The 21392-nt window shown below is 42.7% G+C and carries 16 protein-coding genes and 2 pseudogenes; 4 read left to right on the forward strand and 14 right to left on the reverse strand.

What is annotated here, in order from left to right; all coding sequences use genetic code 11:
- The first annotated feature begins 177 nt into the window (after positions 1-177).
- Together NST70_RS16905 and NST70_RS16910 are read left to right on the forward strand one after the other, a co-directional pair.
- Complete coding sequence (locus NST70_RS16905; RefSeq protein WP_035188718.1) at positions 178-1254, forward strand: DUF1611 domain-containing protein; 1077 nt, start codon at positions 178-180, stop codon at positions 1252-1254.
- Positions 1254-2414: an alanine/ornithine racemase family PLP-dependent enzyme gene (locus NST70_RS16910; protein ID WP_035188720.1), complete on the forward strand. Its 1161-nt coding sequence runs from the start codon at positions 1254-1256 to the stop codon at positions 2412-2414. The genes NST70_RS16905 and NST70_RS16910 overlap by 1 nt, the downstream gene beginning before the upstream one ends.
- Before the next feature lie 36 nt (positions 2415-2450).
- Here the strand turns inward: NST70_RS16910 and NST70_RS16915 are convergent, their stop codons facing one another.
- The 5 genes from NST70_RS16915 to NST70_RS16935 all read right to left on the reverse strand — a co-directional run bounded on the left by NST70_RS16915 (position 2451) and on the right by NST70_RS16935 (position 7390).
- Positions 2451-3293, reverse strand: a complete 843-nt coding sequence (locus NST70_RS16915; RefSeq protein WP_017554225.1) for a cysteine ABC transporter substrate-binding protein — start codon at positions 3291-3293, stop codon at positions 2451-2453.
- A gap of 27 nt (positions 3294-3320) precedes the next feature.
- Entirely contained in the window at positions 3321-4058 is a 738-nt protein-coding gene (locus NST70_RS16920) for an amino acid ABC transporter ATP-binding protein (RefSeq protein ID WP_035188722.1), read from the reverse strand.
- On the reverse strand, positions 4051-4740 hold the full coding sequence (locus tag NST70_RS16925) for an amino acid ABC transporter permease (RefSeq protein WP_035188723.1): 690 nt from the start codon (positions 4738-4740) through the stop codon (positions 4051-4053). Before NST70_RS16925 ends, NST70_RS16920 begins: the two co-directional genes overlap by 8 nt.
- Positions 4721-5380 (reverse strand): amino acid ABC transporter permease, encoded by a 660-nt coding sequence (locus tag NST70_RS16930; RefSeq protein ID WP_013860860.1) that lies wholly within the window; start codon positions 5378-5380, stop codon positions 4721-4723. The genes NST70_RS16925 and NST70_RS16930 overlap by 20 nt, the downstream gene beginning before the upstream one ends.
- 507 nt (positions 5381-5887) lie before the next feature.
- Complete coding sequence (locus tag NST70_RS16935) at positions 5888-7390, reverse strand: malate:quinone oxidoreductase (protein ID WP_035188725.1); 1503 nt, start codon at positions 7388-7390, stop codon at positions 5888-5890.
- A 348-nt stretch (positions 7391-7738) separates the two neighbouring features.
- On the opposite strand from NST70_RS16935, the gene NST70_RS16940 reads away from it, so the two are divergent.
- Entirely contained in the window at positions 7739-9070 is a 1332-nt protein-coding gene (locus NST70_RS16940; RefSeq protein WP_035188727.1) for an MFS transporter, read from the forward strand.
- 76 nt (positions 9071-9146) lie between these two features.
- Positions 9147-9294: pseudogene (locus tag NST70_RS16945) on the forward strand (ABC transporter permease); the annotation flags it as partial.
- A gap of 530 nt (positions 9295-9824) precedes the next feature.
- Here NST70_RS16945 and NST70_RS16950 read toward each other — a convergent pair.
- The 9 genes and pseudogenes from NST70_RS16950 to NST70_RS16990 all read right to left on the reverse strand — a co-directional run bounded on the left by NST70_RS16950 (position 9825) and on the right by NST70_RS16990 (position 21381).
- Complete coding sequence (locus NST70_RS16950; protein ID WP_342475465.1) at positions 9825-10769, reverse strand: hypothetical protein; 945 nt, start codon at positions 10767-10769, stop codon at positions 9825-9827.
- A gap of 502 nt (positions 10770-11271) precedes the next feature.
- Positions 11272-12611: pseudogene (locus NST70_RS16955) on the reverse strand (IS1380 family transposase).
- A gap of 277 nt (positions 12612-12888) precedes the next feature.
- A complete protein-coding gene (locus tag NST70_RS16960) occupies positions 12889-13716 on the reverse strand; it encodes a hypothetical protein (protein WP_342475466.1) in 828 nt (275 codons plus the stop codon).
- Complete coding sequence (locus NST70_RS16965; RefSeq protein ID WP_342475467.1) at positions 13709-15658, reverse strand: N-6 DNA methylase; 1950 nt, start codon at positions 15656-15658, stop codon at positions 13709-13711. The genes NST70_RS16960 and NST70_RS16965 overlap by 8 nt, the downstream gene beginning before the upstream one ends.
- On the reverse strand, positions 15633-16448 hold the full coding sequence (locus NST70_RS16970; protein WP_118498710.1) for a site-specific DNA-methyltransferase: 816 nt from the start codon (positions 16446-16448) through the stop codon (positions 15633-15635). The genes NST70_RS16965 and NST70_RS16970 overlap by 26 nt, the downstream gene beginning before the upstream one ends.
- A gap of 239 nt (positions 16449-16687) precedes the next feature.
- Entirely contained in the window at positions 16688-18208 is a 1521-nt protein-coding gene (locus NST70_RS16975; RefSeq protein WP_342475468.1) for an IS5 family transposase, read from the reverse strand.
- A 120-nt stretch (positions 18209-18328) separates the two neighbouring features.
- Positions 18329-18808, reverse strand: coding sequence for a 23S rRNA (pseudouridine(1915)-N(3))-methyltransferase RlmH (gene rlmH, locus NST70_RS16980; RefSeq protein WP_342475469.1), 480 nt, complete (start codon positions 18806-18808; stop codon positions 18329-18331).
- Between the two features lie 298 nt (positions 18809-19106).
- Positions 19107-20369, reverse strand: a complete 1263-nt coding sequence (locus tag NST70_RS16985; protein ID WP_342475470.1) for a trypsin-like peptidase domain-containing protein — start codon at positions 20367-20369, stop codon at positions 19107-19109.
- A gap of 217 nt (positions 20370-20586) precedes the next feature.
- Complete coding sequence (locus tag NST70_RS16990) at positions 20587-21381, reverse strand: MBL fold metallo-hydrolase (RefSeq protein ID WP_026683519.1); 795 nt, start codon at positions 21379-21381, stop codon at positions 20587-20589.
- Positions 21382-21392: the final 11 nt, after the last annotated feature.

Here is a 21392-nt window from a genome sequence, read left to right on the forward strand (position 1 = left end):
GGCTTCCCTTTTTTCCACAACATTGTTATAATAATATTTGGAAGCTTCCAATAACCTGGGGTTTCCGGCATGCCCATACGCAAACCCGGACAGCTATCTTCTTTAGTATTTTTACTATTTGAAGCCATTAGGTGTTCTTTTTGTGTTGCCTGAATTTCAATAAATGGAGGGATGGCAATGAAAAAGCGGGCAATTGTGTATTGCGAAAACCAATTTGGCACAACAGATGGCAAAACAGCAAACGGGCTCATCCGTGAACCCGGGAATTACACCATTACTGCCGTCATTGACAGCAGCAAACACGGGCAGGATGCCTGCATGCTCCTCGACAACAAATGGAGCGGCATTCCGGTTTGCAAAGACCTAGAAGATGCGCTCATCCACTCCGGCCCGAAACCGGATGACTTCATTTTCGGCATCGCGCCGGCGAACGCCTTTTTAAAGCCGGAAGAAAGAAAAGTCATCCTGCAGGCAATGGAAGCCGGATTGAACATCATTAACCCGCTCCAGGAATTCTTAACCGATGATGAAGAAATGGCGGCCCATGCAAAGGCTTGCGGTGTCACGATCCGCGATATCCGTAAACCGCGGCCGAAAAAAGAATGGACTTTGTTTACCGGAGAAATTTTGAAAATGAACACCCCTGTCGTTGCCGTGCTCGGGACAGACGGGGCCTGCGGAAAACGGACAACCGCCAAATGCATTGAAAAGGCATTCATGGAAAAAGGCTACCGCCCGGCATTTATCGCAACCGGGCAGACAGGTTTGATCCAGGGCGCCAAGTACGGGTTTGCGATGGATGCTTTCCCGCTCCAATATTTAATCGGCGAACTGGAGCGCGAAATTTTGCGGGCCAATAAACAAGAACACCCGGATATTATCATCGTGGAAGGCCAGGGCGCGCTCAGCCACCCGGCATATGCAAGCTCAACCGGCATTTTAAAAGGAGCAAGGCCGCAAGCAGTCATTTTACAGCACGCCCCGAAACGAAAATATTTATCCGATTTTCCATTTGCCGAAGTGCCGAAAGTGGAAGATGAAATCAGCCTGATTGAACATTTTGGAAAGACAAAAGTCATCGGCATTACGCTCAACCATGATGGAATGGCAGACAGCGAACTGGAAGACACCATCCGCCGCTATGAAGAAACTTACCATCTTCCGGTTACGGATGTTTTAAAAACCGGCACAGACAAAATCATAAACGCCCTGCTCGATTTCTTCCCTTCCCTGAAAAAGGCAGTGGTTTCCTGATGGCCGTTCTGCCACGGGTGGAAATCAATCTGGAGAAGATCCGGCATAATGCGAAAACATTAAAACAATTATTCGGGAGGAAAGGAATCAGCATTACAGGCGTTGTGAAAGGTGTCGCAGCCGATTTAAAAATTGCCGGCACCCTGGTGGATGCAGGCATCAAAAGCCTCGCAGACTCGAAGATTGCAAATATCGAAAAAATGAGAAAATCGGGAATCAAGGCGGATTTGATTTTGCTCCGTGCCCCCGGGATCAGCGAAGCGAAAAAAACGGTCCGGTTTGCGGATATCAGCATGAACACGGAGCTGGATACGATCCGCGCATTATCCGCTGAAGCGGTGCGGCAACAGAAAACCCATAAAATCATCCTGATGGTGGAAATGGGAGATTTGAGGGAAGGCATATTATTAAAAGATGCCCCTGCTGTGATCAGAGAAATATTAACCTGCCCCGGGATTGAACTGGCCGGAATCGGGACAAATTTTGCCTGCTTTGGAGGCGTGCTCCCGACCGAACAGAAGATGCAGGCGTTTTCCCGGTTTGTCCATGCCATGCAGGAGCTGTTTTCCCTCAAACTTCCTTATGTTTCCGGCGGCAACTCCGCCAACTACAACTGGGCCGTAAAAACAAAAGACGCCGGGGCCGTAAACAATGTGCGGCTCGGCGAGTCCATTTTGCTGGGCCGCGAAACATCAGGCGGGCATACCATTCCGTCTTTATATCAGGATGCCTTTTGCTTTGTTGCCGAAGTCATCGAATCAAAAATCAAACCTTCCGTGCCGTATGGGACAATCGGCAAAAATGCATTCGGGGAACAGGTCACCTTTATCGACAGGGGCAACAGAAGGCGGACGATTGTCAGTGCAGGGCGGCATGATGTGCTTGTTTCAGGCCTTACCCCTGTCCGGCCGTTCCATATCATTGGCTCAAGCAGCGACCATATCATTTTGGATACACAAAATGCGGTTCTCGTGCCGGGCGATGAGGTGAGATTTTATATGGACTACGGCGCGATGCTGAGAGCCATGACGTCTCCGTATGTTTATAAAACGTACGTCCATGGTGCGGCCACAACCGAGCCTTACAAACAACAGTTTCTGCTTTCGCGCGGAACAAAGCAAAGCCGGCCCGCGGAAACCGAAAAAAGCCCCGCCAATTAAAGAAAAGCAGGCTGCAAAAACGGCAGCCTGCCTTTTTTACTTCGTTATAATGATGTCTTCCGCACGGATATCACTGCCAAAATATGGCGCCAGATTTTTGTTGTAATCACTTTTGAAAAAGCCATTGTTGTTTAACTTCGTAATTTCTTTGTTCATCCAATTGAGGAGCGATTGATTCCCTTTTTTCACAGCAGGGGCAATATATTGGTTCGGCCCGAGCGTTTTAATGCCAACCGTATAATCCGGATGGTTTTTCACCCAGGCATACAGGTAGGAATTGTCGTCCGCCAGTGCAACGGCCCGTCCGTTTTTAAGCGCATTGAACTGTTCTGTTTTGGAATCGTACTTTTGCAATTTCACATCTTTTTGTTTGCTTGTAAAATAGTTTTCCGCAGTGGTGCCCTTGTTGACGATCAAAGACTTGCCTTTTAATTGGCTGACACTTGTGACCGGCTTTTTCTTCGGTGAAACAACACCGATGGAAACTTTCATGTACGGCTTGGCAAAATCAACAACTTGCTTCCGTTCCGGTGTGACTGTAAAATTCGCCAGAACCAGATCCACTTTATTCGATTTCAATGCATCCACACGGTTGTTGGCATTCACTTGCACGAATTTCACTTTTACGCCAAGATCTTTGGCAACTTGTTTGGCGAGCGCAACATCATATCCCTGGCGTTGCCCGTTTTTATCGACCCATCCGTACGGCGGAAGATCGCCGAATACGGCAATTTTGATCGTGCCGTTTTTCTTAATGGCTGAAACACTGGACGGATTGCTGCTTGAAGAATTGCCGGAACTTTTGCCGCAGCCTGCAAGCGCCAGCGACAAAATCAGTAAAAATGCTGAAACCAAACCAAACAAACGATGCTTTTTCATGGTCTAACCCTCCAAAATATTTTTCTTTTAAAAATCCATGCTTTCCAGAAAATTTTTCGCCCGCTCTGTCTGCGGCTTTGTGAAAAATTGGCGCCCCGGGGTTTCTTCGAGAATCTTCCCGTCTTCCAAAAACAAGATTTTATCCCCGATTTGCCGGGCAAAATTCATTTCATGCGTGACAACAATCATCGTCATTTTTTCTCTTGCCAACCGCAGGATGATCTCGAGCACGCCGCGCACCATTTCCGGGTCAAGCGAGGCGGTCACTTCATCAAACAGCATCAGCTTCGGGTTCAGCTCAAGCGCGCGGACAATCGCCACCCGCTGTTTCTGCCCGCCGGAAAGCTGGCGCGGATAGGCATTGGCATACTGCTCCATGCCGACTTCCTTTAACAGGCCCATTGCCTGGCGCGCCGCTTCGTCTTTTTTCCGTTTCTGGACTTTCACTGCACCGAGCAGGATGTTTTCCAACACCGTCATATTCGGAAACAGATCATAGCTCTGGAAAACCATTCCGATCTGCTGCCTGAGCCTGCGCCAATTTTTCGGCGACGGCCGCACGGTTTCCCCATTAAACAGAATGGTGCCGCCCTGGAAGGCTTCGAGACCGTTTAAGCAGCGGATCAATGTACTTTTTCCCGATCCCGACGGCCCGAGGAGAACAACAACACTGCCTTCCTCCACTTCGAAAGAGATATCCTCCAGCACTTGTTTTTCGCCGTACGATTTTTTTAAATGTTCGACTTTCAGTAAAGGTTCAGCCATTAGCCCCTGCTTTGCCCCTCCTTTCTAACCGCCTTGCCAGCCGGGAAAGCGGATAGCATAAAATGAAATACAGGATAAATATAAAACCGTATATCCAAAACGCGCCATCCTGATAGCGGTGGCTATTCGCTTCGATGATTTGCTGGCCGACATTGATGACATCCACTACGCTGATCAATAGCAAAAGGGAAGTCGTCTTAATTATTCTGGTCATCAGGTTAATGGCCGCCGGAATCATTAAGTGGACCGATTGCGGCAGCAGCACGTACCGGTAAAGCTGAACCGTGCTTAAACCGACCGCTTTTCCGGATTCCACCTGATGCCTTGGGACAGAAATCAGCGCACCACGGACAATATCGCTCATTTCGGCAGCCATCCACAGGCTGAAGACAATCGTCCCGACCGTATCCGCCTTATAGTTGATGTTAAAGCTTTGCGGCAGAATATAGTAAAACAAAAATAACAGGACAATCGTCGGCACGATGCGGAAAAACTCCAAATACAGCCTGAGTAAAAGGCGGAGCAACGGATTGTGCAATGTCCTTAAAACCCCCAGCACGATGCCGAGGATACCGCCGAAAACGATGGACAGAAAAGCAATTTTTGCCGATACGTATAATCCACCCAGTAAACGTAAAAAGTTGGCTCCTTCAAAAAAGATATTAATTCCCAAATGTCCCATAACGCACCTTCTTCTCCAGCCATGTCAGCAAGATGGACAATGGAATTAAAATGATGGCATAAGCCACAACGAGCATAAACAGATACTCATTCGTGTTGTAATACATCCCGATCAAGTCAAGTGCCGTGTTGGTCAGTTCCGGAATCGCCAACACGGTAAAGATAGAGGTTTCCTTGATTAAAAAAATGACATTTGCGGCGAATGCCGGGACACTGAGCATCAATCCCTGCGGAAAGATGACGTAGCGTGCCAGCTGGAACCTGCTCAGACCGATCGCAAGCCCGGACTCAATCTGCGTTTTCGAAACGCCTGCAAGCCCTCCGGAAAACCCTTCTGCCATATAACTGCCGCCAAGAAAAATAATCCCGATAATCCCGCAAACCTCGGCAGAAAATTTGATCCCGACTTGCGGAAGCCCGTAAAAAAGGAAAAATAACTGGATCAATAAAGGCGTATTGCGGGACAGTTCCACATAGGCCGATACAAGCTTCCGTAAAACCGGCACCTTAAAATACTGGATAAAACTGCATATCAAGCCAAGAACACCAGCCCCGATAATGCCGAAAAAGGAAAGCCGCAAAGTGAGCCAGAATCCTTTTTCAAACATGGGCAAGCTGTTTTGCACAACGGTCCAGTCCATCTCACCCCTCCTTTTTTGGAAAATTCTCTTCAATCCAGGCGGGCTTGCGCCAGCCGCCCGGTATGTATGGCGTTGCTGTCCCGAATCAGGTGCTTGCGCGTTTAAAGGCCGGACGACAAAAAGCCGTTTCCTAAGAAAACGACTGCCCTTTTTCAGGTATTGCTGCAGTTTTCTTATCTTGATAGACGATCATGAACTGTACTATTATGATGCCGGTTTCCAAGGACAGCCCTTCCGCCGCCCGGGATAAGAAATTTTCAGCATTTTAGCAACATCTTTATTTTACTGAACGCCGGGACAAAAATCAATATATTCCTATCGACTTGATAGGTTTTCTTTGCATGACACCCGAAAAAGAAAACAGCATGCCGAAATTGTTCCTCCGCTTGCACCCGTACTGCTTTCCGGCTGCCTGCAAAATGAATGCCGGTTAAGACGCGTTACAGCCAAAAAAAGGCCTTCAATCCACTTTAGGATCAAAGGCCCTTCATTTTAGCGCTCCACGCGTTACCGGTAGGCCGGTTCTTTTTCCGTCAGGCCGAGCGTCTCTGCCGTTTCAGCGTGAATTTGATGCAGCAGATCCGGATTTTCTGCGAGCCGCACGCCATAAGAAGGAATCATTTCTTTTATTTTTGATGCCCATGCTTTTTTCCGGTCCGGGAAGCATTTTTCAATGACTTCGAGCATAACATGGACAGCAGTAGAAGCACCCGGCGAAGCGCCGAGCAATGCCGCGACTGAACCGTCAGCAGCTGTTACCACCTCTGTACCGAACTGGAGCGTGCCTTTTCCGCCTGCTTCCGTATCTTTAATCACCTGGACACGCTGCCCGGCTACGACAACATCCCAGTCTTCCAATCTCGCATCCGGAATGAATTCCTGCAGTGTCTCCAGGCGTTTTTCGTCTGACAATAGAAGCTGCCCGATCAAATATTTAACAAGCGGTACATTTTTTGCCCCGGACGCAAGCATCGTTACGACATTATTCGGCTTCACAGAACCAATCAGGTCTAAATTTGACCCTGTTTTTAAAAACTTCGGCGAGAAGCCGGCAAACGGGCCGAACAGCAAACACTTTTTATGGTCAATATATCTTGTATCCAAATGCGGCACGGACATCGGCGGCGCGCCGACTTTCGCTTTGCCGTACACTTTTGCATGGTGGCGGCTGATGACTTCAGGGTTGTTGCACACCATAAATAGCCCGCTTACCGGAAACCCTCCAATATGTTTGGACTCCGGAATGCCGGTTTTTTGGAGCAACGGCAGGCTTCCGCCACCGGCACCGATAAAAATGAATTTCGCCGTATGGTATTCGATTCTGTTGTGCTCAATATCATGCACTTTCACTTCCCAGTTTCCTTCTGGGGTGCGTTTAATATCCTCAACGGCATGCTTGTAGTTGATTTCGACATTTTGGCGTTGCAAATGATCAAACAGCATGCGGGTCAAGGCGCCGAAGTTGACGTCCGTCCCTGCATCGCTTTTTGTCGCCGCTACCGGTTCATTGGACTTCCTGCCTTCCATCACAAGCGGAATCCATTCCTTTAATTGCCCGGGGTCGTCGGAAAACGCCATTCCTTCAAAAAGCGGATGGGCTGACAGCGCTTTAAATCGTTTTTTTAGAAAAGCAACGTTCTCCTCCCCTTCTACGAGGCTCATATGCGGGATCGGCCGGATAAAGTCCTGCGGATTGCGGATCAGCCCCTTGCTGACCAGGTAGGACCAGAACTGCCTTGAAAGCTGGAACTGTTCATTTACATTTACAGCTTTTGTAATATCTATTGAGCCGTCCGGTTTTTCAGGCGTATAATTCAGCTCACATAATGCCGAGTGCCCGGTCCCCGCATTGTTCCATTCATTCGAACTTTCTTCCCCCGGTTTTGCCAGCTTCTCATATACGGTGATTTCCCAATCCGGGGCCAGTTCTTTCAGCAAGGTGCCCAGCGTTGCACTCATAATGCCGGCACCGATTAAGATGACGTCTGTCTTTCCCTGTCTGATGCTCATGATTACCTTCTCCTTATCCCTGTATTTGCTAATATTATTCCGGACACACTGCCTCTTTTTCAGAACAAGGCAGTCCCCGGGAAAACGCTTTACAAGTCTTAATATCATAATATCATATTTTATGATAATTCTTTAGAATAATGATACACAATTTGACAATGGAAATATCAGGAAACCTTTTTATTTGCTGAATGATTCATTCTTCATTTTGCTTAAAAATATAATATAATGAATCTTGTAAATAGAAATTTTACTGGTATATTTCTTGCATTTGCCAAAGGGGGATGCCAGGAGATATTTTTCACGGATTGAAGACGGAATTTTCATTTTACAAAGGGGGAAGACAAATTGGCACAAACAACCGGACGCACATCCAGACATGTGACTGCTAACATCTTTAAAGGATCACTTGGCAATCTGATCGAATGGTATGATTGGTATGTTTATTCTGCGTTTGCGGTTTATTTTTCATCAGAGTTTTTTCCGGAGGGGAACCAAACTGTCCAGTTATTAAATACAGCCGGGATTTTTGCCATTGGTTTTCTGATGCGGCCGCTCGGGAGCCTGATCATGGGCCGGTATGCAGACCGGTACGGCCGCCGGGCTGCACTGACCCTTTCCGTTGCCATTATGGCGCTCGGTTCGCTTGTCATTGCCTGTACACCGGGATACAGCAGGATTGGTGTGCTGTCACCGGTTATTTTGGTCCTGGCCCGGCTTGTGCAGGGGATCTCGCTGGGCGGGGAATACGGCACTTCTGCTACTTATTTGTCCGAAATGGCAAGCAGCGGCCGCCGCGGCTTCTATTCCAGTTTCCAATATGTCACGCTTGTATCGGGGCAGTTGATCGCACTTGGTGTCCAAATTGTGCTCCAACTCGCATTAAATGAAAGCGAAATGACCTCGTGGGGATGGCGGATCCCGTTTGTGATCGGCGCGATTGGCGCATTGGTGGTCTTGTGGCTGCGCCGTACGATGGACGAGTCCGAACAATTCGAGGAGATGGGATCGGAAACGCGTAAAAATGCCGGAACGCTGAAGGTTCTGATGAATTATCCGAAAGCGGTGCTGACCGTTGTCGGCCTTACACTTGGAGGCACTGTCGCATTCTACACATTCACCACCTATCTGCAAAAATTTATGGTGAACACGTCCGGAATTGATAAAGAAACCGTCAGCTGGATCAACTTTATTGCCCTTTTCATCTTTGTTGTTTTCCAGCCGCTTGCCGGAAAGCTGTCCGACCGGATCGGGCGCAGGCCGCTGTTAATCGGCTTCGGCATTCTCGGGACCCTTTTGACCGTACCGATATTTTTATGGTTGAGAGAAACGCAGAACCCGGTTTTTGCTTTTCTTCTCATGATGGCAGGGCTGATCATTGTAACCGGCTATACTTCCATCAATGCCATTGTGAAAGCTGAGCTGTTCCCGACTGAAATCCGCGCGCTTGGTGTCGGGTTTCCTTACTCATTAACTGTCGCAATCTTTGGCGGAACAGCCGAATTTATCGCGCTTTGGCTGAAAAATGCCGGCGTGGAATCCGCCTTTTTCTACTACGTCGCCGGCTGTATTGCCATCAGCCTGCTCACCTACTTATTCATGGCCGAATCCTCGAAGCATTCCCGGATCGAAGCAGAACTTCAATCCCGCCCGGATTCGAAAAACAAAATTATCACCTGAAAAAGCCAAACAGCTGCAGCGTGGCAGGCTGCAGCTGTTTTATTTTTCCTTGCAAGATGAAAGACCGAGAATACCCAAAAACCAGCCCGTAAATTCAATCGTGAATACGATTCGGGCCCTCCTGAATGAAGGATGATATTTGGACCGCGCTTGCCTGGTGCACCGGCATTATGGCCATCGCTTACTTCTTCGCTAATAAAGCATTTAAACGCCAGTTACGGTAGGCCTATCATGAGGAAGGTCAGTCATACGCTGTGATCAATGCATTGGCTTCCATTCCGGGAAGATTTTAAAGCATCGCCTCCAAACAGGGGGGGCATCTCGATCATTTTCCAGGCTGGGGTTTTTCACACATAAATCAAAAGGAGCAGATGCTTTTCTTCCAAAGGTAAGATGAACAAAGCCAAAAAGGTGCAAGTTCCTATTTGATATTTGCACCTTTTTGGCTTTTTCTTTTCCGGAGAAAACCTCATCTACTTATGATACGGTTCACCGCGGTAATTTAAGAGGCAAAAACCAGCATTGGAATCAATTTCCAGTTCTGGTTTTTCATTAATTCTATGCCTCGTATCTGGTATTTAGACACTGGTGGTCGGGGTTGAAAATGGTGTCAAACCCTTGATTTTATATGGTTTTATATTTGTCGTGCGTAAAATTTGCGTAGAATGCAAAAAACTCTATGTATTTATGGAACAATTGTATTGCTTATTTTTCTCATAACATCACGACTATCTTGTGTACAGAAAACAACCTTCTATGAGTGTACAGCTTCAAAATATTTGTCTAAATTGAATTTATCAATTAATACTTCCTTTAATATATCGTCTAATAAACAACATGTGTGCAACAGAATCCAATTTAGATGACTATACTCAGAATAATCAAATTGAAAATTTTTCATATATTTATTAGCAAAATCATATGCTTTTTTATTAAAGCCTATAAAATCACCATGACCAACTTTATTTCTCATCTGTCTTAATAATTTTGTAGCTTGTTCTGATTCCTCATTGTAAATCCGTTTGATTATAGGATTAATATAATAATCAATTTCTTTAGTTCGTTGCTTTTTGTTGAGTAATAGCATTTCAAGAATTGTGAATACCCTTAGAAAGTGGTAGTGCTTGTAGTCATCATTTTTATTTATAGCTTCGACAATAAAATCTAATTTATAATAATCATCTTCAGTTTGAAGAAAACTATCAAGACATTCACCACATTTTTTCAAATCATATATCGTTTCTTCTTTTGTTTTAAATCCTTTAAACCCTGATCTAATTCTATACGATAATAGTGACGTAACCCTCGGTAAAACACTTAAATAGTCGTTGTTACTGGAATAAATTACATTAAAGTGTGCTCTACCATGCTTTTCGGGATTCATAAAATTAAAAAGTTTCACTAATTTTTCTGAGTAATCTTCTTCACAAAATCTACCATCAAAAAAATTTGTTGTCCAATCAAAAAAGGGCATATCACTATAATCATAATCAAATTCTATAAAAATCATATTCTCAATAATATAATCAATACAGTTTTCAAGAGTACTTAAAGTATAACCTTTTGTGTTTCCTATATTAGTTTCCACTATTTTCTTTGCTATAGTAAAGTCGAAAACATCAGTATATGTCTTACCATACTTAATCATCTGTTCTTTTCTGTTGAATTCAATTTTACCGTAAATATCTAGCACTACCATGGAAACCACCTCTAATAATATAATTATACCATTTCTTGAGTGTTTTCTATTATCTAGTATGATGAAGTTCCTCCAAAATATTCCACAAGTTCAGTTAATATTAATTATTTTTAATATCCGATTTTCAAAAAAATTCTAGTTGCTCATGTTCCCCCTAAGTTCATCCTCGTAACTAAGCAGATTATCATCCCATAATTTTTCTTCATCTTGGAATAACGAATCATGTGTTTTGAAGTATATTTCTCTGATAACATCAATCCAATTATTAATACCTAAATCCGTGACGAAAATATAACAAACGCCGTTAATAGGTAGATTTCCCAAGAGTAAGGATATAGTGGTGTCCGACTATTCGATAAATGCACTTTTAGTGATTCAGTATGTAAAAATTTCCCTGTTTCATTCGTTTTTGTGCACGCCAAATAAATCTGCAAATTTCCATTTTTTTGCAAGTTTTCATTTTTTTATTTCTTTTTTCCTAGTAGTCTATTGATCGGGATGTTTAGTAAAAGGCTTGATACAAACGAGTAAAGACCGGTAACCATTTGTTGGTCTCCGCGACTTTTAATTTCCATTGCCGGCCACGGAAAACCAGCTTTGAGGCCAGTGTGATCATATTCTGGATGACGGTTCGGATTCTTCTTCTTGTTGTTTTCTTTTTCAATGGCGTATCTTGTTTTTTCAAGCTTTCTTGTCCAATCAAGCGAAGCAGGTTATACGCAAATACACCGAAATGGAGCACAAGGCCATTCGTTTCATATTTGCCTGACGGCAGCCGTTCGAGAGATCCAGTTCTGATTTAATTTCACTATGGAACTGTTCGCAAGTGCCATGGTTATGATAAAGAGAGATCACCACATGAGGCGGCACTTCAAGGTCCGTCCAGTAGGTTTCAAATTCATACTCGGGAATTAAAAAAATTTGTCCGTCTCTTGAGATGGTTCTTTCGGTCACTTTAAAAACTTTTCGGATGCTTCGCTCCTGGTCCTTAATTTGAATGGTTTCGGGGATGGATCCAAGGTAAACCTTCTTTCCTTCCCGTTCTTCACAACAGATCCCATATTTTCGGGCAATGTACAGCCAGTCCTCAGCTTTTTCCTTACGGGGATTGCGTTTGATAATAAAGCTTGCATGGTTTTCTAGGAGAATAATGAGATTATCCCGGCTGTCATTTCCGGAATCAAGCCTGAAAAGCAATGGCTGATCTGTTAGTTTCCGGGCAGATTGAATGGTTTCCTGGATGAAATTTGGTGTACCTTTTTGGCAGTGGACACTTCCCTTTCGCATCTCAACATGCAGGCAGTAACCTTCCTGTCCCATGTAAGCGAACATAGGGGCATAACCGTCACAGCCTTTATAGGTTCTTTCGACACCTTCCTTTTTTGTCTTGGAGTTATCGAAAGGGGAGACATCCAGATCAACCGGGATATACGGCTTGTCTTTGGCGTAAACCGGGCTGATTTCCGCATTTGTATGGCGAATCAGATCCAGCGATTCTTCGTGCAAGATCGTTTTCCATTTTTCCACCAAGGCGGCCTGGTCCAATCGTTGCCTGAGAGTCGGGCTGGAAGGAACCCTCTGGATATCCAAAGCCAGTGCAAAAAAAGCATCATCACGGAAGGTTTCAATATTGTCATAATCACTTTTTCCCTGGCAAAGCAAGCCGATATAAGATTTAGCCACATCGCCATTGGAACAAGCCGGATACCGGGAGATATCAGGGAGTTTATAGGCATTCAACCTGGAAACTAAATTCGTTTGATTTAGTAAATTTCCTACTATCGCTAAGCCAGCTTGGGCAACCATTCGTTCTTTTGTGGGTTCTATCACAAACTTTTTCATGAGATCACCTGAATGTGGAATGAATTTAATTTGTCTGATATACCAATTATACTAAATTTTATGCGATTTGTTTGCCTTTAAGCGGAAATTTCGTCACGGATTCAGGACAATGTTAACCCGTTTTGAAGAGTTATACTTTTTAAATGAAAGTTGTCTCAATTGATTATCCATATTATTCCCCCTTATAAAAGAAACCCCAAACTTTAATAGAAGTTTGGGGATTTGCAAATTAAAAACAAGTCTATAATATATATTCGTAAATGCTTTTTGTACGCCTTTAATCTCTTATAGACTTTCGTATTTCAAATAATTGCATTAATGAACTTTTAATCATCTCATATTTACTTTCTAAACCAAAAGCCTTTAATACTGCTATATCAAAGTTATAACGGTCTTCTTGCTGAAGTTCTTCAATCAACGAAAATACCTTTCGTTTCTCTAGATTGCTATACAAAGTTAGAATTTTTAATCTATCTTGTTCCTTTATTAAGGTTGGATTTAACATTTTAAATCTTTCTTCTACCTTATTTTTGTTTAAATCAAGCACCCCTAATCCTCTACCAAAGCCAATTGCTTCTATGTAATATACTCCAATGATACTATTTAATAATGCGGCCAGTAATGTTAAATTCATTGTATCATCTTTTCTTACGAGGCCAGTCAATCTTTGGTCAAAGAAAACAGGTTGAGGTGCTTTTGAGAAAAATAGTCTTTCATCAGGATTAATGAGTAATCCTATATCAAATTTATTTGTTAACGACATTTCGTACCAATATAAATTCTTTCTAACAACAGATTTTGATTTTGGTATTGGAACCCCATTTCCATCCTTAACATTCTCAAAACTACGTATCCAATTTAATGCTCCATAGTGACCAAGTTCTTCTAATTCCTCAATTGTTTTACTGCAACAAAATCCATCTATTGAAGCACTTAAATCCATAATATATGATGAAGTATTGAGTTTTTTCATAACAGGGACAATATATTCCGGTTCAATATTATGGTTCTGTGGATAAAAAAGGGCATTACATCCTCGACGTTCTCCACGCTTAACAAAAAAATAATCTGTTAAAGGAACTAGACTATCTTTGATATCAACCAACCAACCAACCACACTCGGCGAACAAAGCATTTTTAACTATGCCAAGCTCATCTAATAGAGATATTTCTTTATAAGAATAACTCTGACTGACATACAAATTTGAAGGTAGTTCTCTTCGAATTTTGGCAACTAGAGTTGAGACATTTTCAAACTGCTCTGTTTTATCGCCGTTACCAACTATATTTTTCGGTTCTTCTTTTAAAGTAATAAAATTCACTTTTCTGTTAAAGTCTGTATTTCCTTTTTCAATTACAATTATATTTGCTACTACATCAGCATTTTTGAACCAGCGACCTTTACCTGAAGTTATAATATATTTCAAATGATACCTATTTTTTAGTTCATTAAAAAATGTTTCCCCAAACTCTGTTCCTAGCCAAGAATTCGATATTATTAGCCCTGCTCTACCCTTATCAGAAAGAAGTTCATCAATTTTAAGTACTATATATGCATATAAATCACTTCTACCATTGAATTTATCATCTAATGCTTCTATAAATGATATAGCTTCTGGATTTAGTTCAGCCAGCGTTTCTTGTTGAACAAATGGAAGGTTCGAAACAATTACATCAAAATTACCCAATTTAACCTTAAAAGTATTTTTACTATTTGGGCTATGTAATTCTATGTTCTGAGTAGAACTAAGATTAAATACGTCATCCTTGTATATATTTATTTCCCTTCCAATATTTTCGGGCGAGGATAAAGCGAGCATTGCAAATTGAAGAGGATACCTAAATTTGTCCCCAGCCCATATTTGCTTCATTGCATCTTGATTATCTATTCCTGATATTGTTTTCAAATCATAAGCTGCTTTTATAATAGTTCCTGTCCCACAACAAGGGTCTAATACACGCACTCCCTTATCCATCATTGTCAACGAGGTCAAAATCATTGCTAGTTCTTTTGGAGTAGAAAATTGTCCAGCAACTTTACGTTTGCTTCTAGTTACGACCTTACTTAAAAGTTCTTCTAACAATTTATCACTAAAATTATTGAAATCTAACTTGATTATATAATCATTAAAATTTTTTAATACTTTAAAGGTATCACTATCGATATACTTCTCTCCAGCTTTTTCTTCAAAAATATTGTAAAAGTCGCACTTTTCAGATATATTTTCGAAAATTTCTAAACATTCCTCTATAGTTGTTGTTTCACTTATTTTATTAACTAGCAATGCATTAGAGTTATATTTCTTCAAAATATTAGCGAAAATAATTTTATTCATTAATGATATTATTGCTAATTTCGATAACTCTACCCATAAATTCGCTTTCTTTCCATAGCTTCTACCTTCAGCTTCCCACCATATTAACACTTCGTCATTAAACATGCTATCTCTAGCGGCGGCGCTCCTTAATGCATGAGCGCAAGCATCTATATTATTAAAAGCTAAAGAAAGCATTTGTTCATTTACAATTGAGTTAAGAACCTTTTCTGTTCGTAGGGTATTATTACGAAAATAGTATTCTAACTCTTGTAATATACTACGTAAAAGCTGATTAATTTCAGCCATACTATAGGCAACTTCAGAACGTTTTGTTATATGTTTAAGGTCATCCCATTCCTTTAGTAATTCGAATTGGCCTTTCTCATCATTTTTAACGTATAGTCTTGCAATTGAAACGTTCCAAAGTAAAAAACTATTTACGCCTAATATTTCTGCTTTTTTTACTGCATTAAGAAATAGTTCTCTATCTTCAATTGGTGTATCAGGGTATTTTAATTCCCAACCTTGTAATACCTTTGTCTTTCCTTTATCCCCAAATAAAAGTACATCCGGGAAAAGAGAACCACTACCAGTTGATAGCCCCATCTCTCCTCCAGCATGTTGAATAATACTATCCTCTTTACAAACTAAAGCACTGGAGTTTATCTGTGAAATTAAATCAATAGCCCAGCTGCGTTCATTATCACGCGTTGTTCCTATACCTTTCATTTATTGCTTGCTCCTTCCTTACTGTCTCCATTGCTTCCTCTATTCGTCTATTACAAATTTCTATTAAATCTACTTTTTCGTTCTTATATAACTCAACATCTTCATTTTTTTCAATCCCAATGAAGTTTCTATTTTCAAGTATTGCCGAAACTAAAAAGCTCCCACTCCCACATGCATTATCTAGAACTACAGCACCTTCATTTGTGTATGTCCGAATTAAGTATCTACCTAATTCTACAGGCTTTTGAGTAGAATGGTATACTTTTCCTTCTGACTCTGCAGTTTTAAAGTAAATTACATCTGTTGGGTAACGCTTACCATCACTTACCACATGAACTGGGTTGAAATCTCCATAACTTCCTGTAAGTTGGTTTTTTCTAATCCCCTTATCATAGGGGTCACCATCAGTCATCTGTGGGTTATAAACAGGTTGTTTTTTATAAAAGACACATATATCCTCGTGTTTACGCAATGGCTGTTTCTTGGCATTCAAGAAATTTGTGGCCTTTGATTTCTCCCAAACCAATTTGTATTTAAACCACTTTTCATTGCTTAAAATAAGTTTCGCTGTAAAAATACCTTGAGATGTAAGTACAACAACGCCATTATCCTTAACGATTCTTCTATATTCTTTCCATAATAAATCTAAAGGAATAACTGAATCCCATTTATTTTGGGTCGTTCCATATGGCAAATCACATAAAACCATATCTATCGATTTAGACGGTATGCCTTTCATAACTTCTAAGCAGTCACCTTCAATAACTTTATTTAAATAATAGTCGAACATAGCGTCCTCCTTAACCCATTCCCAATTTTACCACTAATCAGCACCCTAAAAAAGAAAAACCGTTCTCCCTATGAGTTCGGTTATATTTTGTCTCAACATTTATTTGCCATATTATCATTATAAACGTAAAAGTCTAATGACGCTATGATGAAGTTTTCCTCAATTAAAAAGATAATTACCTAAATATACTATTATAAAAACCTCATCTACTTAGGGCTTGCTGAACGAATCAGATTCGGTCACAAACAATCCAAATTCCGATTATCAAAATATAAAATAGTGTTGTGCAAAAATTTTAAAAAAAGAACCCTGAGCTTCCGCTCCAGATTCAGTATGAGAAATTGAAGGGCTACTACTGTTTCGCTGGTCTCTTGGAGGCGTGCTCGAATAAGGCCTAGCCCATACTTGCGCTTGCCTTCGCCAAATTTGCCTTCAACGGCATTACGTTCAGAGGCATCCTGCCTTGCCACATGTTCTAAGGTTTTGTCTTCCATTTTGGATGGACGTCCTAACCTTGGCCCACTCAGACGAATGCCAAGAGATTTACAGTATGCCAAATTATCACGGTTTCGGTAGATTTTATCTGCCAAAATCGCTTCCGGATAAAATCCGAACCGATTGTAGTAGTGCTCAACAGATTCCCTAAGAGTGGTCCCTTCATTGTAATTTTCCCAGTCGAGGTGCTCAATCAAGGCATAGCCATCTACGACGCTGATGGCGACTTTTGAACCGAACTCCACGTTCGCTTTTGCCTTGCCCCGCACAATTGGACGGACATGAGGCTGGGAAATGCTCACAATCCGGTGGTCAATCCGGTGTGTCTTCTTTTTGTACATTTCTGCCTGTTGGCGATAAAGTTCATGAATCACGAGGAGTTGCCGATATTCATCTTTGCTCAAAAGAGACAGGGAGCTTTGGGTAAGAAGATTTTCAATGATTTTCAGATCCCGTTTCACATACCCAAGCTGCTTGCCGACAGCTTTCCGGATTTTCCGGGCGCCAGCTTTGCGTTGCTTAGCGACAGAAAGATAGTCCTTGCGGGCTCTTTTCTTGAAGGTCCGTGGCTTACGTAATTTCCCTTTGTGTGGTTCATGCAAGACATCAATGATATGTTCCAATTTCTCACGAGCTTCGTTCAACAGCCCAAGGTCTGTAGGGTAAGCAATATCAGCCGGTGCACAGGTTGCGTCCAGAATGAGTTTTCCTTTGTTCTGCGTTCTGGGAGAAACCGATTCAGTTGATTTCTCTTCTGAAGCAGGATCGGAAGTTTGATGATCATCACTACCATGATCGTCATCATCAGTGTCATCGTGAGGATCATCATCGTTGTTATTTTCCTCTTCCAATTGGCGTTTTTGTTCTTCCGAGACGATCCATTCATTCAGTTCATTGATGATGTTTGCACCCAAACGTTTTCTAAAACGAGTCATCAGAGAATGATCGAAAGGGGCTTTTTCTTGGAATTCAGGCAAACCGATAAAATACTGAAGATACGGATTTTCTGTGATCTGTTCGACTGTTTCTCGGTCAGATAGCCCAAGCCGTTCTTTGATATAGAGAGCTCCAAGAGCGATTCTAACAGAATAAGCCTTTTCGCCTTTGAATTTTTTCTTGAAGGACTTGGCATACTTTTCTTCAGCCTTCCACCACGGGATTAATTCAGCAAGACGGACCCAGCGATTTTCTTTATTTAATTTTCCACCGAATGGTAGAAAAAAATCATCTACAAAAGTTAATTGATGTTCGGTCTTTTTGTACATCGTAACGGCCTCCAAGTGCAAGGTTTTTTACGTGTTTCCTATGAAATCCTTACACTTTATATTCGACAAATACAGCCAAAATCCTTGTCAAATCTGGAACTTTTGCTTATTCAGCAAGCCCTACTTATGATACGGTTCCCCCCGGATAATCCGGAAGGCGCGGTAAATTTGTTCGACTAAAATGAGCCGCATGAGCTGGTGGGGGAAGGTCATTTTCGAAAAAGAGAGGCTTTCATTGCCGCGCTGCAGAACCGCTTGGCTTAAGCCGAGGCTGCCGCCGATTACAAAGGCAACTTTGCTTTTGCCGTATGTCGCCAGACGGTCGAGGGAACCGGCCAGTTCTTCTGACGATTTCATTTTCCCATCTATCGCCAGGTTGATCACATAGGTGTCCGGGCTGATTTTTGCAAGGATCCGCTCGCCTTCCTTCTGCTTTACCAACTCCATTTCCGCTGGACTCAGCATTTCGGGCGCTTTTTCATCCGCTACTTCGATGATTTCAACTTTTGCGTAAGCGGAAAGCCGTTTTAAATATTCCTGAATGCCCTGCTTCAAATACTTTTCTTTCAATTTTCCCACTGTAACGATAGAGATATTCACAACTTACACCCACCTTACCCACAAGCTATTGACAAGAGTTATCCACATATCCACAGAAACTATCCACATTTTGTGTGGGAATAACCGTTCCATACAAGATATATTTCACCATTTTTCGCTATTCACAGCCTGTTTATAACCTTCTTTTCGAGCAATTTCCACAAATATCCACCCGTATAAAAATTTTTTTCAACAAAATGTTCATTTCCGCTGCGGTCCGCAGCACGCTTTGCCCTGTTGATAACTGAATGCCGCAAAAAAAGGAAGGAAAAGCTTTCCGCCTTTCCTCCGCAGTTTGTTAATTGCTTCCCGAAGCGGTCCCGAGCGTTAATGTGAATGTTTTCGGCTGGCCGTTCCGGTATACCGACACTTTCACCTTATCACCGGGCTGTTTATGCTCATACAGGAATTTCCTTAATTCCACGATGTTGTCTATCTTTTGATCGTCCAGTTTGTAAATGACGTCAAATTCTTTCAAACCGGCTTTACTTGCAGGGGACCCGTCTTCAACAGAGCCGATCACAACGCCGGTCGTCACATTGGCGGGCAATTTTAACGTTTCCTTCTGTTGGTAAGCCGAGATATCCGAGACGTTTACAATCCCGACACCCAATGCCGGCCGGGTAATTTTCCCTTTTGTTTCCAACTGGTGAATGACCGGTTTTGCTGAATTAATTGGAATCGAAAATCCGATGCCTTCAACCGACTCATTTGAAATTTTCATGGAGTTGATCCCGACAACCTGGCCGGAAATATTGATTAAAGCACCACCGCTGTTGCCAGGGTTGATCGCAGCATCGGTTTGAATGACTTCTTCCTGCCAATCTTCCGTTCCATCTTCGTCGATATCCACCGGAACAGTCCGATTCAACCCGGAAACAATCCCTTCTGTAACAGATCCGGCAAATTCTTCACCAAGCGGGTTACCGATCGCAATAACAGATTCTCCAAGTTTTAATGCATCCGAATCACCGAATTGAGCAACCGTTGTCACATTGCTGCCGTCTATTTGTAGAACGGCCAGATCCGTATATTTATCGCCGCCGACAAGTTTGGCAGAAAGCTTTTTCCCGTTCGATAAGGTCACCTCCAGCGCATTTGCCCCTTCAATCACATGGTAATTGGTGACGACATAAGCTTTATCACCGGCTTTTTTGTAAATAATCCCGGAACCGGATCCGGCTTCCTGAGAAGAAGAGGAAGAAGATTTTGAGTCCTGCCCAAACATATCATCAGACCAAATACTTTGTTTTTGAATGTTTGAGACGCCGACAACCGCTTTCTCCGTCTTTTCCACTGCTTTTGTAATATCGGTTGTCACCTTTAACGAGACGGTTTTCGTTGTTTTTGCCGTTGACGTGCTGGTATTTGCCACAGAATTTGAATCTACCGCAGAAGAGTCTGAGTTCGTTTTTCCAAAAATATTTGGAAAAAGAAGGGCTACCACAAGCGCCCCCACAATCACGCCAATCAGCCCGGAAAGAAAATAACCAAATTTTCCGCCGCTCCGCCTGTTTTCTTTTCCACGCCGTTGGCCGTCCTGATCATCATAATATCCCATTGCGCACCACCCTTTCTGTACTGATGAGGAAAATAGAAGTTAGATGAAGGAACTCTTTTTTGCCCGTTCTGATTCCATTATAATGGCTGATAATTAAAAATTACTAAAAATCAAGCGCCAAAATAAAAAAAAATATGGCCCGCCTGCCGATTAAACGCTGCCCCGGTTGTTGGCGGCGGGCCCCACAGCGACAGATTCTGCCACCGGATTGCTCTGGTTAAACAGCTGTTAAGGCCGTTGGAATTTTCGGATCCGTATCATATAATGAAAACGTTTCGCCGACCGCCAGGCCCTGTTCCTGAAGCGTTTGGGAAACCGCCATCCGCGCGAGGTCTTTCATATTGTTATCTTTGCTTAAATGGGCAAGGTATATTCGTTTTGTCCGGTCCCCGATCACTTCGCTCATCGCAAGTGCGGCATCTTCATTCGACACATGCCCGACATCGCTCAAAATGCGCTGTTTTACACTCCACGGGTACCTTCCCATCCGGAGCATTTCCACATCGTGGTTGCTTTCAAAAACAAAAATGTCCGCATTGGAAATCGTCCCTTTCATCCGATCGCTGACATAACCTGTATCCGTAATGATGACCAATTTTTTGCTGCCTTCATGAAAAATATAAAACATCGGCTGGACGGCATCGTGGGAAACGCCGAATGACTCAATCTCAAGGCTTCCGAACGATTGGACAGATTCCATCCCGAATGAAAACTTCAAATCTGTTGGAATCTCTCCAATCATGCCTTCCATCGCCGACCATGTTTTGTCATTGGCATAAATCGGGAGCTTGTATTTCCGTGCCAGCACCCCGATTCCTTTAATATGGTCACTGTGTTCATGCGTAACAAGGATTCCGCTTAAATCGGCAATATTGCGGCCAATCTGTCCGAAAAGCTGTTCCATTTGCCTTCCGCTTAAACCTGCATCCACTAAAAAAGCATGCTGCTCCGTCTCCACATAGATCGCATTTCCCGTGCTTCCGCTCGCAAGTACACTAAATTGCATCCCCATCGTATCCTCTC

The sequence above is a fragment of the Weizmannia sp. FSL K6-0777 genome, assembly GCF_038593185.1.
Lineage (GTDB): Bacteria > Bacillota > Bacilli > Bacillales > Bacillaceae_C > Weizmannia > Weizmannia faecalis.

Coding starts and splice junctions, on each gene's coding strand:
- NST70_RS16905 (WP_035188718.1), top strand. CDS start 178: ATGAAAAAGCGGGCAATTGTGTATTGCGAAAACCAATTTGGCACAACA.
- NST70_RS16935 (WP_035188725.1), bottom strand. CDS start 7,390: ATGAGCATCAGACAGGGAAAGACAGACGTCATCTTAATCGGTGCCGGC.
- NST70_RS16975 (WP_342475468.1), bottom strand. CDS start 18,208: ATGTACAAAAAGACCGAACATCAATTAACTTTTGTAGATGATTTTTTT.
- NST70_RS16915 (WP_017554225.1), bottom strand. CDS start 3,293: ATGAAAAAGCATCGTTTGTTTGGTTTGGTTTCAGCATTTTTACTGATT.
- NST70_RS16910 (WP_035188720.1), top strand. CDS start 1,254: ATGGCCGTTCTGCCACGGGTGGAAATCAATCTGGAGAAGATCCGGCAT.
- NST70_RS16990 (WP_026683519.1), bottom strand. CDS start 21,381: ATGGGGATGCAATTTAGTGTACTTGCGAGCGGAAGCACGGGAAATGCG.
- NST70_RS16970 (WP_118498710.1), bottom strand. CDS start 16,448: ATGTTCGACTATTATTTAAATAAAGTTATTGAAGGTGACTGCTTAGAA.
- NST70_RS16920 (WP_035188722.1), bottom strand. CDS start 4,058: ATGGCTGAACCTTTACTGAAAGTCGAACATTTAAAAAAATCGTACGGC.
- NST70_RS16985 (WP_342475470.1), bottom strand. CDS start 20,369: ATGGGATATTATGATGATCAGGACGGCCAACGGCGTGGAAAAGAAAAC.
- NST70_RS16965 (WP_342475467.1), bottom strand. CDS start 15,658: ATGAAAGGTATAGGAACAACGCGTGATAATGAACGCAGCTGGGCTATT.
- NST70_RS16925 (WP_035188723.1), bottom strand. CDS start 4,740: ATGGGACATTTGGGAATTAATATCTTTTTTGAAGGAGCCAACTTTTTA.
- NST70_RS16950 (WP_342475465.1), bottom strand. CDS start 10,769: ATGGTAGTGCTAGATATTTACGGTAAAATTGAATTCAACAGAAAAGAA.
- NST70_RS16930 (WP_013860860.1), bottom strand. CDS start 5,380: ATGGACTGGACCGTTGTGCAAAACAGCTTGCCCATGTTTGAAAAAGGA.